Source organism: Streptomyces tendae, from assembly GCF_014650435.1.
Taxonomy (GTDB): domain Bacteria; phylum Actinomycetota; class Actinomycetes; order Streptomycetales; family Streptomycetaceae; genus Streptomyces; species Streptomyces tendae.
The window spans coordinates 42,294-57,799 of record NZ_BMUY01000005.1 but is presented as its reverse complement, the minus strand read 5'-3'; the positions used below and the strand labels follow the sequence as shown (position 1 = coordinate 57,799).

Sequence of the window (15,506 nt, the reverse complement as noted above, 5' to 3'; positions counted from 1 at the left end):
GCAAGTGGTGTAAGTCGTTTACGCGCCAATTCCCGCCTCAACCGCGACCGTTGACAAACCGGTGACGCGCTAGAAACCTGATGACGCACTTTCCGCAAAGAATCGACTGTCCTGCTCAATTGGCGCGCAGAGTCGGTGCTTCCCCCCAACTGCCGGACCTCCGCGCCCTCCCCGACTCCCCACGGAACAAGAGGACCCCATGAGACGGAGATCTCTCGGCCGACGGACGCTCACGGGCGCCGCCGTCGCCGGGCTGATGACGGTCGGGCTGCTGCCACTGCCCCTCGCCGCCACCGCGCAGGCGGCGACGGCGCCGGTGACGGCCGCCGCCGACGTCAATCTGGCCCTCGGCCGACCCGCCAAGGCAGGCGGCTCGCACGGCGCCTACCCGGCCGGCAACGCCACCGACGGACAGCAGGCCACCTACTGGGAGGGGCCTGCCGGTTCCTTCCCGCAGTGGCTGCAGGTCGACCTCGGCACCGCCCGCGACGTCGACCGGGTGGTGCTCAAGCTGCCGGCCGGCTGGGAGAGCCGGACCCAGACCCTGTCCCTGCGGGGCAGCACCGACGGCTCCACCTTCCACAGCCTCGACGCCTCGGACGGCCGGGCGTTCGGCCCGGCACAGGCCGGCACCGTCGCCATCGACCTCGACTCCCCCTCCGAGGCCCGTTACGTCCGCGTCGACATCACCGGCAACACCGGCTGGAACGCCGCACAACTGGCCGAGCTGGAGGTGTACGGCGACGGCGTCGACACCGGCCCGCCGCCCACCGGCACCAACCTCGCCCGCAACAAGCCGGCCGAGGCCACCTCGACGACCCAGAACTACGTCGCCGCCAACGCCACCGACGACTCCACCTCCACCTACTGGGAGGCCGCCGGCAACCCGGCCGACCTCACCGTCAAGCTCGGCGCCGACGCCGACGTCAGCGGCGTGGTCGTCAAGCTCAACCCGGACCCGGTCTGGTCCGCCCGCACCCAGAGCATCCAGGTGCTCGGCCGGGCGCAGGGCGAGAGCGGCTTCACCTCGCTGCGCGAGCGCGCCGACTACGCCTTCAGCCCGGGGCAGGACAACGCGGTGACCATCCCGGTCAGCGGCCGGGTCTCCGACGTACGGCTCAGGTTCTTCTCCAACACCGGCGCCTCCGGCGGCCAGGTCGCAGAGTTCCAGGTCCTCGGCACCGCCGCACCCGCGCCCGACCTCACCGTCACCGGCCTCGACTGGTCGCCCGCGGCGCCGAACGAGCGCGACGAGGTCACCGTCAACGCCACGGTCCGCAACGCCGGCACCGCGCCCTCGGCCGCGCTCGACTGGTCGCCCGCGGCGCCGAACGAGCGCGACGAGGTCACCGTCAACGCCACGGTCCGCAACGCCGGCACCGCGCCCTCGGCCGCGACCACCACCGAGGTCACCGTGGAGGGCACCACGGCCGGCAGCGCCGCCGTCCCCGCGCTCGACCCCGGCGAGTCCACCGAGGTCGCCGTCTCCACCGGTACCCACGCGGCCGGCAGCTACGCGGTCGCCGCCGTGGCAGACCCGAAGGACACCGTCGCCGAACTGGACGACACCAACAACAGCCGCTCCGCCACCGACCGCCTCGTCGTCGACCGGGCTCCAGGACCGGACCTCGAGGTGCGGTCCATCACCACCAACCCGGCCAACCCGGCGGTGGGCGCCGAGGTCTCCTTCACCGTCGCCGTGCACAACCGCGGCACCAGCGCCGTCGAGGCGGGCACGGTGACCCGGGTCCAGGCCGGCTCCACCACCCTGGACGGCACCACCGGACAGGTCGCGGCGGGCGCCACGGTGAACGTGCCGGTCAGCGGCACCTGGAAGGCGACGAGCGGCGGGGTCACCCTCACCGCCACCGCCGACGCCACCGCCCGGGTCGCCGAGACCAACGAGAACAACAACGTGCTCGCCAAGTCCCTCGTCGTCGGACGCGGCGCCGCCGTGCCGTACACCGAGTACGAGGCGGAGGACGGCCGGTACGACGGCACGCTGCTCAGCACCGACGCCAAGCGGACCTTCGGGCACACCAACTTCGGCACCGAGTCCTCGGGCCGCGAGTCCGTACGGCTCGACTCGACCGGCGAGTACGTCGAGTTCACCTCCACCACACCCACCAACTCCATCGTAGTGCGCAACTCCATCCCCGACGCCCCCGGCGGCGGCGGAGCCGAGGCCACCATCAGCCTCTACGCCGACGGCGAGTTCGTGCAGAAGCTCAACCTGTCGTCCAAGCACAGCTGGCTCTACGGCAGCACCGACGACCCGGAGGGCCTCACCAACCGGCCCGGCGGCGACGCCCGGCGCCTCTTCGACGAGTCCCACGCGCTCCTCGACCGGACCTTCCCGCAGGGCACCGAGTTCCGCCTCCAGCGCGACTTGGGCGACTCGGCCGCCTACTACGTCATCGACCTGATCGACCTGGAGCAGGTCGCGCCCGCCAAGACCAAGCCCGCCGAGTGCACCTCCATCACCGAGTACGGGGCCGTCCCCGGCGACGGACTCGACGACACCGACGCCATCCAGCGCGCCGTAACCGACGACCAGAACGGCAGGATCGACTGCGTGTGGATCCCCGCCGGGCAGTGGCGCCAGGAGCAGAAGATCCTCACCGACGATCCGCTCAACCGCGGCCAGTACAACCAGGTCGGCATCAGCAACGTCACGGTCCGCGGCGCCGGCATGTGGCACTCCCAGCTCTACACCCTGACCCCGCCGCAGGAGGCCGGCGGCATCAACCACCCGCACGAGGGCAACTTCGGCTTCGACATCGACGGCAACACGCAGATCTCCGACATCGCCATCTTCGGCTCGGGCACCATCCGCGGCGGTGACGGCAACGCGGAGGGCGGCGTCGGGCTCAACGGCCGCTTCGGCAAGGACACCAAGATCAGCAACGTGTGGATCGAGCACGCCAACGTCGGTGTCTGGGTCGGCCGCGACTACTCGAACATCCCCGAACTGTGGGGCCCCGCCGACGGCCTGGAGTTCACCGGCATGCGCATCCGCGACACCTACGCGGACGGCATCAACTTCTCCAACGGCACCCGCAACTCCACCGTCTACAACTCCTCCTTCCGCACCACCGGCGACGACTCGCTCGCGGTCTGGGCCAACAAGTACGTCAAGGACCCGTCCGTGGACATCGGCCACGACAACCACTTCCGCAACAACACGATCCAACTGCCGTGGCGGGCCAACGGCATCGCGGTGTACGGCGGTTACGGCAACACCATCGAGAACAACGTCGTCTCCGACACCATGAACTACCCCGGCATCATGCTCGCCACCGACCACGACCCGCTGCCCTTCTCCGGGCAGACCCTGATCGCGGGCAACGCCCTGCACCGCACGGGCGGCGCGTTCTGGGGCGAGGCGCAGGAGTTCGGCGCCATCACCCTCTTCGCGCAGGGTCAGGACATCCCGGGCGTGACCATCCGGGACACCGAGATCCTCGACTCGACCTACGACGGCATCCAGTTCAAGACGGGAGGCGGTGCGATGCCGGACGTGAAGATCCAGAACGTCCGCATCGACAAGTCGAACAACGGCTCCGGCATCCTCGCGATGGGCGGCGCCCGCGGCAGCGCGACCCTGACCGACGTCACGATCACCAACTCGGCCGAGGAGGACATACGGATCGAACCCGGCTCCCAGTTCAAGATCAACCAGTAGGAGCCGCCCAGTAGCAGCCCGACCGGTAACGGCCGACCAGGCCCGAGCCGGTCACCGGGAGGCCGCCCGGCGGCGCGGAGCACCACCGCGCCGCCGGGCTTCCGCCGGGTCCGGGAGCCGGCCGGGAGTGCGCTCGACGGGGACGCGGGCGTCGTCCTTGCGGCGTTCGGCGTTGAGTTCGTTCACCGCGCCCAGCGCGTCGCCGATCGTCGCGTAGTCCACCGCGATGAAGTTGACCGGTCTGCCGCGCTGCCGCTCACAGGTGTGCGCCCGCTCCAGCACCCGCTGCCGGGAGTTGACGACCCCGGCGTCGAGCCGCAGCCCGCCGCCCGCCGTGACGAAGTGGTTCAGCAGGAACAGCCGCTTGTCCGAGCCGCCCCGGTTGGGCAGGCAGGACATCTCGTCCGGGCTGCGGAAGGCGAACGGCGTCTCCATGCCGTACCGGTAGAGGTTCCGGTACCAGGGCGCGGGCCCGTCCGCCTGCTCCGCGAAGACGACCAGCCGCCGACCGCTGTCGATCATGTCCTCGAGCTTCGGCCACGGGCGGTCCGGGTCCCGGTCCGGCTCGTACAGCAGGTCCGAGAGGCCGGCCCTGGCGAAGGCGTCCTGGGTGGTCACCGCGTCCACCCCGTCCTGGAGGATCAGCGTGACGATCTCCGTGGGGTTGTCGCGCAGCCACTCTCCGATCTGCCGCAGCGTCGGCTCCAGTTCGAGGGCCCCGGCGCCGCACACCGAGTGACACAGCCACAGGCCCGGATGGGGCGGGTTGACCTGTTTCAGGATCGTGGTCAGCCGACGGCGCTCGGCGGGGGAGAAGTCCGAGGTGCTCAGCCGCTGGGCCACCTCCTCGGGCCGCTCCCAGCGGTGGGTGTCGAGCAGCAGGACCCGCGAGCCCGCGCCCAGCTGACCGACGATGTCCGGGTCCTGCAGGGGGCCGATGAACCGGTCCGCCGTCGTCGCCATCGCGTTGTGCGACGCGAGCTGGGCGATCTCGTCGTAACGGGCGTCGCACAACTCGGCGCTGCCCTGGCAGATCCGCGGCGAGGAACCGCTGATCGCCACCGGCGCCAGCATCGTCCCGACGAGGGCGACGGCGGTGACGGTGAAGGTCAGCGCCGGAACGTGCCGCGGATCGGTGAGGACCGGCACACTGGGCCGGGTCTGCCACACCCAGCCGACGGTGATCAGCAGGGCGCCCGCGGCGAGCAGGATCACCGCGACGACCACGGCGGTGTTCAGCAGCCGGTCGAGCGCGGCGGCCTGGACGTCGGCGAGCAGTCCCGACGCCGCCGGCGGCCACGACGTCGGGGTGCCGAACAGCGTGTCGCCCAGCGTCAGCCGCAGCAGGAGCACGGTGAGCGCCAGCACGGAGGCGGCCGCCGCCGGCACCCAGCCCAGCGGCATCAGCCGGCGCTTGGCGGGCGACGGCGTCAACAACCACAGCAGGGTGAGCGCGGCGGCGCACAGCACGGCCGCCGCCGGTTCCACCACGTCCTGGAAGAGCCGGGTCACGTTCCGGGCGCGGTCCAGCGGGGCCAGCGCCTCGGTCCCGGGCTCGACGTCGACGGTGACGACCCAGGTGCCCTGCCTCGCCTCCCGCAGCAGTTCCTCGGCGGCGTCCCGGACCTGGTCGGTCAGCGCGACCGGGGCGATCGCGGCCAGGGCCGAGGCCACGTCGCCCCGGTCCAGCGCCGTGCGCACGGTCGATCTGACGCCCTCGTGCGTCGTGCCGTCCGGGACCAGCCGCATCAGCGCGTCCGTGGCGGCGACCGCCTGGCTGTGCGACAGCGGCAGCGTCGGCAGCTCCTCAAGCGGCGCCTCACCGGCCACCACCCGCGCCACCAGCTCGCTCAGGTGCTGCACGAAGGCCTGGAAGTCCGGTTCGGAGCGCTTCTGCAGCGCGGCGACGGCGTCACCGAAGTACGCCTGGCTGAGCCGCTCGACGTTCGCGACGACGGGCTCCAGGTCGACCGTGATCCGCAGCCGGTCGCTGTCGCCCTCCAGGTAGTGGACCATTTCCGCGATCTGGCCCTCGCCCATCGTCCGCAGCGTCTCCGGCGGGATCACCACCTTCAGGTTCGAGGTGATGGTCGACTGCGGAACGGGCAGCCGCTCCAGCAGGTCGCTGGTGAACGGCGTGCTGCCCGGGTCCACCAGCACCTCGTCGTAGAAGCGCTGGTAGGCGCGCTCGTCCTCCAGCACCTGGCCGTAGAACCCGGGGTCCAGCACCGTACTGCGGACGACGGCCGCCGCGGCCAAGACGGTCAGGCTCAGCACCGCCACGCACCAGACCAGCACCTCGACCCAGGGCGGGCGCCGGACCAGTGCGTTCATGGAACCATTCTCGTATCAGCCGGCCGCCGTGCCGCCACGGCGCCCAGTGGGGGAGTGCCAAGACACGCATGCCCCGCCCCGGGCCGGCCGATACCTGTCAGCCTCCGCTCACCACTTCGTCGGGGACCCTGCTCTCCTTGGGGTGGACGCAGTGCCACCGATGTCCCCCGTGCCCCTCCGTCGCCGCCGGGAAGGCGGTGGCGCAGGCGTCGTCCGCCTTCCAGCAGCGGGTCCGGAAAGGGCAGCCGGTGGGCGGGTTGGTGGCCGACGGCACCGGGCCGTGCAGCACGATCCGGTCGGGGCGCTCCAGCAGGCTCGGCGTCGCGGAGAGCAGCGCCTCGGTGTACGGGTGCCGGGAGGCGCCGGAGACCTCGGCGGCCCCGCCCTCCTCGACCACCCGGCCCAGGTACAGCACCGCGATGCGGTCCGCCAGATAGCGCACCGTCTGCACGTCGTGCGAGATGAACACCATGCCGAGGCCCAGCCGGGCCCGCAGGTCCACCAGCAGGTTGAGGATCTGGGCGCGCACCGACACGTCCAGGGCGCTGGTGGGCTCGTCGGCGACGATCAGCTCCGGCTCCAGGGCCAGCGCACGGGCGATGGCCACGCGCTGGCGCTGACCGCCGGACAGCTGGCCCGGCAGCGCGTCCAGGGTGTGGCCGGGCAGCCCGACCAGGTCGAGGAGCTCCTCCACCCGGGCGTCGCGCTCGGCCCGCGTACCGCGTTGGTGCACGTCCAGCGGGTCGCGCAGGATCCGGCGCACGGGCAGCCTCGGGTTCAGCGCGGTGGAGGCGTCCTGGAAGACCACGCCGACCGAGGCCCCGAATCCGGTGCGCCGCTCGGCGGCGCCCATCGTCCACAGGTCCCGGCCCCGGAAGTAGACGTGTCCCTCTGTGGGGCGCTGCAGTCCGGTGACCACGCGGGCCAGAGTGGACTTGCCGCAGCCCGACTCGCCGACGAGTCCCAGGATCTCGCCGCGCCGGACCTCCAGGGAGGCGTCGGTGAGGGCGTGCACGGCGTCCCGGCGCAGGATGCCGCCGCTGCGGGCCCTGTGCCGTACGTGGATGCGGTCGAGCCGGACGAGTGGGTCCATGGTGCTGTCCTCGGTGGCGGTCATCGGGCACTCTCCAGCGACTTCGCCGGGCCGGTCCCCAAGGCCGGTCCGTTTCCGGAGGGCGTCCGGTGCGCGGTCGCCGGGTGATGGCAGGCGAAGAGGTGGTCGAGACCGGCGTCGCGGTCGGTGGCGGGCGGCGGGGTGGTGGCGCACAGGTCGGTGGCGGCGGCGCAGCGGGACGCGAACCGGCAGCCGGCGCCGAACGCCTTCGGGGCCGGTACGACACCGCGGATCTGGTGCAGGCGCTCGGCACCCGACTCCAGCGACACGACCGAGCCGAGCAGCCCCCGGCTGTAGTGGTGCGCCGGATCGGTCAGCAGCGCGCGGGTGTCGCCCGCCTCGGCGACCTGGCCGGCGTACATCACGGCGACCCGGTGGGCGAGGTCGCCGACCAGGGCCAGGTCGTGGGAGACGAGGATCATCGCGAAGCCCAGTTCGTCGCGGAGCTGGACCAGCAGTTCGACGACCTGGGCCTGCACGGTGACGTCGAGGGCGGTGGTCGGCTCGTCGGCGATGAGCAGGCGCGGGCTGCGGGACAGGGCCATGGCGATCAGCACCCGCTGGCGCTGCCCGCCGGACAGCTCGTGCGGGTAGCTGCGCAGAGTGCGCTCGGGGGAGAGGCCGACCAGTTCGAGCAGCTCGGCGGGGGTGCGGGTGCCGCCCCGGGAGGTGAGCCACTTGAGCTGGGTGCCGATCAGCACGGACGGGTTCAGGGACGACATGGCGTCCTGGTAGACCATGGCGATCTCCGGGCCCATCAGCGCCCGGCGCTCCTTCGGCGCCAGCTTCAGCAGATCGCGGCCCCGGTAGCGGATCTCGCCCTCGGCCTCGGCGTTGCGGGCCAGCAGGCCCATGATCGCGAGGCTGGTGATGGACTTGCCGCAGCCCGACTCGCCGACCAGGCCGAGGGTCTCGCCCTCGCGGACGGTGAAGGAGATGCCGTCGACGACGCGGGTGTCGCCGTAGCGGTCCGGGAAGCGGATCGACAGGTCGCGCACGACCAGCAGGTCGGCGGCGTCCTCGGCGACCGGCGGCACCGCGGGTTCCATGGCCTCGAGCCGGGCCGCCAGTTCGGCGAGCGCGGCGTTCACCTCGGTCTCGTCGACCGCCGGCGCGGGCTCGGCGGCGTTGTCGTCGGTGTCGGTGCCGCCGGTGCGGGACGTGTCCGGCGAGGCGGCGGCGTCCGTCATGCCCTCGGAGAGCACGTTCAGCGCGAGCACCGTGACCAGCACGCACAGGCCGGGGAAGAGGGTCGCCCACCAGCCGCCCGACAGCAGGATCTGCCGGCCGTAGGCCAGCACGCTGCCCCAGCTCGGGTCCGGGTCCTGCACACCGGCGCCGATGAAGGACAGGCTCGCCTCGAAGATGATGGAGTCGGCCACCATGACCGTCGCGAACACCAGGATCGGCGCCGCGCAGTTGATGGCGACGTGCCGCGCCACGATGTAGCCGCGGCGGGCGCCGATGACGCGCTCGGCGGCGACGTAGTCCTCGCCGTACTGCTCCAGCACGTTGGCCCGCACCACGCGGGCCAGGGAGGGCGAGTAGACGAAGGCGATGGTGAAGATGATGACCGGCACGCTGGGCCCGAAGACCGCGACGAGCACGGCGGCCAGCGCGATCGGCGGGAAGGACATGACGACGTCGAGCGTGCGCATCACCGACTCGTCGGCGAGCTTGCGCGAGGTGGCCGCCAGAGCGCCCAGGGCGGAGCCGACGACCAGGGCGAGCAGGGTCGCGCCCAGGCCGATGACCAGGGAGTAGCGCGCACCGTGCACGACGCGGGCGAACACGTCCCGCCCGGCCCGGTCGGTGCCGAACCAGTGGTCGGCGCCCGGAGCCTGCGCCGGGATGCCGGTGGCGAGCGGGTCCTGGGTGAGCAGCGGCGCGAAGACCGCGCCCAGCACCACCACGAGGAGGATCCCGAGGGCGATCCGGGAGGGCAGGGGCAGCCGGCGCAGGCGGGTGCCGGGCCGGGCGAGGCGCCCGGCGAGGGAGCGTGGAGCGAACATCACACCGTCCTGATGCGCGGGTTGACGAGCAGGTAGAGCAGGTCGACGACGACGTTGACCACGAGGAAGGCGATCGCGATGGTGAGCACGGTGCCCTGGACAAGGCCGACGTCGCCTCCGTTGACGCCCTCGAGGATCAGCTTGCCCATGCCGGGCAGGTCGAAGATCGCCTCGATGACGACGGCGCCGCTGAGCATGTAGCCGACCTTGACGCCGAGCACGGTCAACGGGGTGACCAGGGCGTTGCGCAGCACCGACCGGATGATCAGGAACGGCGGCAGGCCGCTGCCCCTGGCGGTGCGCACGTAGTCGCGGTCGAGTTCGGTGACCATCGAGGTGCGGACGAGACGGGCCAGCGACGAGGCGACGGGCAGGGCGAGGGAGAGCGCGGGCAGCGTCATGCTCTCGATCCAGCCGGAGAAGGAGTCGGCCGGGTTGACGTAGCCGCCGGTCGGGAAGAGCGGCATGTTCAGCGAGAACTGCTGGATGAGCAGCACACCGATCCAGAACGAGGGCAGCGCGATGCCGGCCATGGACAGCACCCGGAAGACCTGGTCCGGCCAGCGGTCGCGGTAGACGGCGCTGAGGACACCGAAGAGCAGCGCCAGCACCACGGCCAGCGTCAGGCCGAGCAGGGTCAGTTGCAGGGTGAGCGGGAACGCGGTGGCGATCCGGTCGGTGACGGGCTGACTGGGCGACATCGTGACGCCGAGGTCTCCGCGCAGCAGATCGCCCAGGAAGGCGAAGTAGCGCACGGGCAGGGGGTCGTCGAGTCCGTTGGCCTCGGCGAACGCCGCTCGTGCCGCCGGGCTCGCCGACTCGCCCAGCGCGTTGTACGCGGGGTCGGTGGGCGAGAACTGGAGGACCACGAAGACCAGCAGCGCGATGCCGAGGACCATCACCGGCATCATCGCGACGCGGCGCAGCGCGAGCCGGAGAAATGCAACCATCGTGAGGTTCCTAGCGATTGGGGCGGGGGCCGCCGCCCGCGGGGGCGCGGCGGCGGCCGGCGGCCTGGGCGTGCGGAGTCAGCCCCGGCCGACGTCGATGAAGGACAGCCCGGTGGTGGGCAGCGGCTTGAACCCGGTCAGCGGCCCCTCCCGCCAGGCGGTGGGCAGCTTGCGGTGCAGGATCGGGTACAGCGCGGCCTCGTCGGCGACCAGGTCGGTCACCTGGCCCCACAGCTCCTTGCGCTTGGCCCCGTCGGCCTCCGCGGCGGCCTTGTCGAGCAGCGACCTGGTCCGCTTGTAGGCGTCGCTGCCCTTCCAGCCGTAACGGTTCTCCGGCCAGAAGCCGTAGTAGAACCAGCGCAGCAGCAGGTCGGCGTCGTTGCCGAAGACCGACGGGTCGCCCGGCGCGGCCAGCGCCTCGAAGTCGCCGTGGTCGATCTTGGCGTACTGGGCGGCGGACTGCTGGATGTCGAGCCGGGCGTCGACACCGACAGCGGCCCAGCTCTCCTTGATCAGCGGCGCGACGTCCTTGACCCAGCCGGTGTCGGTGAGCATCAGCGTGAAGGAGAGCTTGCCCACGCCCGCCTCGGCGAGCAGCTTCTTCGCCCTGGCGACGTCGTGGGTGTAGACGGTGGCCGCCTTGCGGTAGTCCGGGTGCGTGGCCTGGACGTAACCGGTGGCGGCCTCGGCGTTGCCGAGCAGTGCCGTGGAGATGATCTTCTCGGTGTCCAGCGCGTAGTGCAGGGCCTGCCGCACCCGCTTGTCCCTGAACCGCTCGTCGGCGCAGTTGAACATCAGGAAGAGCAGCCCGAAGGACTGGACCGACTCCACCTTGTCCTTGCCGGTGAAGCCCTTGATGTCGATGTAGGGCACGTCCTCGATGGCCTGCACGCGGCCCGACTTGAGCGCGCTGACCCGGGCGGACGGGTCGGACATCAGCCGCCAGATCATCTTCCTGGCCTTGGCCGGGTGCGGCCCGTTGTACTTGTCGTACGCCTCCATGACGATCTTGTCCTCGCGGACCGCCGACACGAACCTGTACGGGCCCGAGCCCACGGGCCGGGCGTCGAAGGACTTGGCGTCGGCGCCCGCGATCTTCTTCGGCACGATCCGCACCACGGATATGCGCGAGGGGAAGAGCGCGAAGGCGTACTTCAGCTTGAACTCCACCGTCGACCTGTCGACGGCCGTGACCCGGTCGACGAACGGGACGAACTGCGCCATCAGCGAGGCGTTCGCCTCGTCCAGGACCCGCTCGAAGCTGAACACCACGTCGTCCGCGGTGACCGGCGAGCCGTCGTGGAAGGTCGCGCCCTCGCGCAGGGTGGCCCGGTAGGTCGTCGCGTTGATCTTCTGGGGCATCCCGGTCGCCAGTGCAGGCCGCGCCACGAGCGTGGCGGGGTCGAGGTCGACCAGCCCCTCGAAGATGTGCATGTTGGCCGCGTACGGGGTCGCGCCCGAGGTGATCATCGGGTCGAAGCCGGTGGACAGCGCGTAGGAGAGGCCGGCCTCGATGGTGTCGCCGCCGCTGCCCGAGTCACCGGTACCGTCTCCACTGGAGGCAGGCCCTCCGCAGGCCGTCAGGCCGGTGGTGACGGCGGTCGCCACACCGATGGCGCTGGTGTATCTCATGAACGTGCGGCGATCGACGCCGGCTGCACTGCGCGCGGACAAGGAGTCCTCCAGGCGGGAGATGAGAGTCGAGCAAGGTGGAGGAGGCGAGTGTGGTCGGCGCCTCACCGACGGCGCGTCAGACGTCTGATGTCTGATGCTTGATAACGTGGGAACGTAGCCGGGCAAGTGAGAGGGGTCAAGAGGTGGCGGTGGGGCAAAGGGCGATTCGGCGGAGAGAGCCGGAGCCCAAGACGGCACGACAACCGTTGCGGCAGGAGGTCGTCGACGGCATCAAGGCCTACATCCTGCGCAACGACCTGCGCCCGGGGGATCCTCTGCCGACCGAGCCCGCCCTGTGCGAGGCGCTCGGCGCGAGCCGGTCCAGTGTGCGGGAGGCGATCAGGATCCTCACCGCGCTCGACATCGTCGAGGTGCGGCACGGGCACGGCACCTATGTCGGCAGGCTGAGCCTGTCCGCCCTGGTGGAGAGTCTCACCTTCCGCGGTCTGCTCAGCCCCGACGACGACTTCCAGGTGATGAGCGACCTCATCGAGGTTCGCGAGCTGTTCGAGCGGGGCATGGCCGAACGGCTCGTCTCCGCCCTGGACGAGGCGCAGATCGCCCGCCTCGACGCCCACGTCGAGGAGATGCGCCGAGCCGGCGCGGGGGAGGGGCACGGGTTCGTCGAGGCGGACCGCGCCTTCCACACCCTGCTCCTCGCCCCGCTCGGCAACGACCTCATCGGCCAGCTGTCCGCGGCGTTCTGGGACGTCTACGTCATCGTCGCGCCGCACCTCGACGTCTTCACGCGCGAGCACGAGGCGACCACCATCGCCAATCACCAGCGCATCGTGGACGCCGTGCGCGACCGCGACCCGGCCGAGTTCGCGGCGGCCCTCGCCGAGCACTACGCGCCGGTGCGGCTGCGGATCGAGGAGGCCCGCGCCCGGCGCTGACCCGGCAGCGGACCGGTGGACGAGGCGCCCCCGTCGGGGGCGCCTCTTTTGTGCGCGCCGACGCTGCTTACCCCTGTTCGGCGCCGAACCCGGGCACTTGACGGTCGCCGTCCCGATCTCTAATGTCCTCGATCAGCAGACATCAGACGTCTGCTCTTGACGAGAGCGACCGCCCTCCCGTCGGGTCCGGTCCGACCGGTCCCGTCCGTTCCTCCGCGCTGCGCCGCGCGCACGCCTCACCCACCGGGGCCCCTCCATGCCACTGACGGACCTCACCCTCGCCCAGTGCCTGGCACTGCGGCCCGACCTCGACGAGCCCGCCGACCTCGACGCCTTCTGGGAGCAGACACTCCGCGAGGCCCGGGACGCCGGCGGCGCACCCGGCTTCACGCCGGTGGACACCGGACTGACCGAGGTGACCACCTACGACGTCACGGTGCCCGGCTTCGCCGGCGAGCCCCTCCGGGGTTGGCTGCACCTGCCCGCCCGGGCGAGCGGGCCGCTCGGGTGCGTGGTGGAGTTCCTCGGCTACGGACGGGGCCGCGGTCTGCCGCACGAGCAGGTGCTCTGGGCCAACGCCGGCCACGCCCACTTCGTCATGGACACCCGCGGCCAGGGCTGGTCCACCGCCGGCGGCGACACCCCCGACACCGCCGCCCTGAACGGCACCGTCCCCGGCTTCCTCACTCGCGGCGTCGAAAGCCCCCACGACCACTACTACCGGCGGGTGTTCACCGACGCGGTGCGCTTCGTGGAGGCCGCACGCGCGCATCCGGCCGTCGACCCGGGCAAGGTCGTCGTCACCGGCATCAGCCAGGGCGGCGGCATCGCCCTCGCGGTGGCCGGGCTCGTGCCGGGCCTGGCCGGGGTGATGCCCGACGTCCCCTTCCTCTGCGACATCCGGCGCGGCGCCACGATCGCGGCCCGGCCGCCCTACACCGAGGTCGCCGAGTACCTGCGCCTGCACCGGGACCGCACCGAGACCGTCTTCGCCACCCTGTCCTACGTCGACGCCGCCCTGCTGGCCGCCCGCGCCACGGCCCCGTCGCTCTTCTCCATCGCGATGATGGACGACATCTGCCCGCCCTCGACGAGCTTCGCGGCCTATCACCGCTACGGCGGCCCGAAGGACCTGCGCGTCTACGAGTTCAACGGCCACGAGGGCGGCGGCGGCCACCACCGCCGTGAACAACTCGCCTGGGTGCGCGAACTGCTCACCGCACCCCGCCCCGCGGCCCCCACCGTCCCGACCGCACCGCACGACCCCCAACTCGCCTGACCCCTCACCCGAGAAGAGGCCTGTTCATGCAGCGAAGAGTCACCATGGCCGTCGGCACCGCCGCCCTGGTCGTCCTGGGCACCACCGTCCCCGCCGCCCACGGGGCCGATTCCCCCCGCAAGGCCGCCGCGGCCGCCGGCGCCCTCACCTCGCAGGACCTCGCCACCGCCGGCACCGGCTCCCCCTACTACCGCATCCCCGCCCTGACCCGGACCACCGAGGGCACCCTGCTCGCCGCCTACGACGCCCGGCCCACCCTCGGCGACCTGCCGGGCAACATCGGTGTCGTCCTCAGGCGCAGCACCGACGGCGGCACCACCTGGCAGGCCCAGCAGGTCGTGCGCAAGGACGCCGCCCCCAAGGGCTACGGCGACCCCAGCCTCCTCGTCGACCACGAGACCGGCCGCGTCTTCCTCTTCTACGCGGCCTCCGTGAACCAGGGCTTCTTCGGCTCGGCCACCGGCAACGACGAGAGCGATCCCGACGTCCTCCAGGCCGACTACAGCTACTCCGACGACGACGGCCTCACCTGGCAGCACGAGCGGATCACCGCCGACATCAAGGATCCCTCCTGGGCCGGCATGTTCGCCGCCTCCGGCGAAGGCACCCAGCTGCGCCACGGCACCTACAAGGGCCGCCTGATCCAGCAGTACGCCATCCGCAAGGACGGCGCCAACTACGCGGTGAGCGCCTACAGCGACGATCACGGCGCCACCTGGAGGATGGGCACCCCCGTCGGCCCCGGCGGCGACGAGAACAAGACCGTGGAGCTGTCCGACGGCCGCATCATGCTCAACAACCGCTCCAGGCCCTACCGGACGGTCGCCTACTCCACCGACGGCGGCGTCACCTACACCCCCTTCCAGCAGGACACCGAGCTGCCCGACCCGGCCAACAACGGCTCCGTCACGCGGTTCGCGCCGAACGTGGACGCCTCGCACCCGCGCGCCTCGTGGCTGATGTTCAGCAACACCGCGACGACCAACAGCCGCAGCAACCTCACCGTCCGCCTCTCCTGCGACAACGGGCAGACCTGGCCGGTGCGCAGGACGGTCGAGTCCGGCGCCGCCGCCTACTCGACACTTACCCCGCTCAGCGACGGCACGGGCCCCAACCCGAGCATGGGCCTGCTGTGGGAGCGGGGCAACGTCGACCACATCACCTACTCCTCCTTCGACCTCCAGTGGCTCGGAGGAGTCTGCGCGCCGGTCACCGTCACCTCGCCCGCCTCCCTGCCCGCCGGGCGAACCACCACCGTCACCGTCCGCGTCGTCAGCCAGAACGACGTACGGCTCCCCGCCGGCACGGTCTCGCTCGACCTGCCGGACGGCTGGAGCGCACCGGAAGCCTCCGTGCCCGCGCTCGACCCCGGCCAGGGCGCGAACATGAGGATCCCTGTCACGGTCCCCGCGAACGCCACCGCGGGCGACGTGCGGGCGACCGCGACCTACGAGGTCCGCGGTCGCCAGCACTCCTACGGCGACAAGACGTTCGCCGTCACCCAGCCGTAGCCGGCCACGGGCCGCCGGGCGCCGGCACCCCGGTGCCCGGCGGCCCGTTCC

The 15,506-nt window shown here is 71.8% G+C and carries 9 protein-coding genes; 4 read left to right on the top strand and 5 right to left on the bottom strand.

Annotation, left to right across the window (positions count from 1 at the left end; translation table 11 throughout):
- Positions 1-199: 199 nt before the first annotated feature.
- Positions 200-3,685 carry a CARDB domain-containing protein gene (locus tag IE258_RS15080; RefSeq protein WP_189743718.1) on the top strand — a complete coding sequence of 1,162 codons (3,486 nt, stop codon included), beginning with the start codon at positions 200-202 and terminating at the stop codon, positions 3,683-3,685.
- 51 nt (positions 3,686-3,736) lie between these two features.
- On the opposite strand, the gene IE258_RS15075 is transcribed toward IE258_RS15080, so the two are convergent.
- From IE258_RS15075 to IE258_RS15055, 5 genes are all read right to left on the bottom strand, one after another.
- Positions 3,737-6,019: a PI-PLC domain-containing protein gene (locus IE258_RS15075; RefSeq protein WP_189743717.1), complete on the bottom strand. Its 2,283-nt coding sequence runs from the start codon at positions 6,017-6,019 to the stop codon at positions 3,737-3,739.
- A gap of 97 nt (positions 6,020-6,116) precedes the next feature.
- Positions 6,117-7,136: an oligopeptide/dipeptide ABC transporter ATP-binding protein gene (locus tag IE258_RS15070; RefSeq protein WP_189743716.1), complete on the bottom strand. Its 1,020-nt coding sequence runs from the start codon at positions 7,134-7,136 to the stop codon at positions 6,117-6,119.
- Positions 7,133-9,145, bottom strand: a complete 2,013-nt coding sequence (locus tag IE258_RS15065) for a dipeptide/oligopeptide/nickel ABC transporter permease/ATP-binding protein (protein WP_189743715.1) — start codon at positions 9,143-9,145, stop codon at positions 7,133-7,135. The genes IE258_RS15070 and IE258_RS15065 overlap by 4 nt, the downstream gene beginning before the upstream one ends.
- A complete protein-coding gene (locus IE258_RS15060) occupies positions 9,145-10,095 on the bottom strand; it encodes an ABC transporter permease (protein WP_189743714.1) in 951 nt (316 codons plus the stop codon). The genes IE258_RS15065 and IE258_RS15060 overlap by 1 nt, the downstream gene beginning before the upstream one ends.
- Positions 10,096-10,173: 78 nt before the next feature.
- Entirely contained in the window at positions 10,174-11,727 is a 1,554-nt protein-coding gene (locus tag IE258_RS15055; RefSeq protein WP_189743712.1) for an ABC transporter substrate-binding protein, read from the bottom strand.
- A gap of 185 nt (positions 11,728-11,912) precedes the next feature.
- On the opposite strand from IE258_RS15055, the gene IE258_RS15050 reads away from it, so the two are divergent.
- The 3 genes from IE258_RS15050 (at position 11,913) to IE258_RS15040 (ending at position 15,455) form a co-directional block, all read left to right on the top strand.
- Positions 11,913-12,665, top strand: coding sequence for a FadR/GntR family transcriptional regulator (locus IE258_RS15050; RefSeq protein ID WP_373309755.1), 753 nt, complete (start codon positions 11,913-11,915; stop codon positions 12,663-12,665).
- Between the two features lie 256 nt (positions 12,666-12,921).
- Complete coding sequence (locus IE258_RS15045) at positions 12,922-13,944, top strand: acetylxylan esterase (protein WP_189743709.1); 1,023 nt, start codon at positions 12,922-12,924, stop codon at positions 13,942-13,944.
- Positions 13,945-13,970: 26 nt separating this feature from the next.
- Entirely contained in the window at positions 13,971-15,455 is a 1,485-nt protein-coding gene (locus IE258_RS15040; protein WP_189743707.1) for an exo-alpha-sialidase, read from the top strand.
- The last annotated feature ends 51 nt before the right edge of the window (positions 15,456-15,506 follow it).

Coding starts and splice junctions, on each gene's coding strand:
- IE258_RS15080 (WP_189743718.1), top strand. CDS start 200: ATGAGACGGAGATCTCTCGGCCGACGGACGCTCACGGGCGCCGCCGTC.
- IE258_RS15075 (WP_189743717.1), bottom strand. CDS start 6,019: ATGAACGCACTGGTCCGGCGCCCGCCCTGGGTCGAGGTGCTGGTCTGG.
- IE258_RS15070 (WP_189743716.1), bottom strand. CDS start 7,136: ATGACCGCCACCGAGGACAGCACCATGGACCCACTCGTCCGGCTCGAC.
- IE258_RS15065 (WP_189743715.1), bottom strand. CDS start 9,145: ATGTTCGCTCCACGCTCCCTCGCCGGGCGCCTCGCCCGGCCCGGCACC.
- IE258_RS15060 (WP_189743714.1), bottom strand. CDS start 10,095: ATGGTTGCATTTCTCCGGCTCGCGCTGCGCCGCGTCGCGATGATGCCG.
- IE258_RS15055 (WP_189743712.1), bottom strand. CDS start 11,727: ATGAGATACACCAGCGCCATCGGTGTGGCGACCGCCGTCACCACCGGC.
- IE258_RS15045 (WP_189743709.1), top strand. CDS start 12,922: ATGCCACTGACGGACCTCACCCTCGCCCAGTGCCTGGCACTGCGGCCC.
- IE258_RS15040 (WP_189743707.1), top strand. CDS start 13,971: ATGCAGCGAAGAGTCACCATGGCCGTCGGCACCGCCGCCCTGGTCGTC.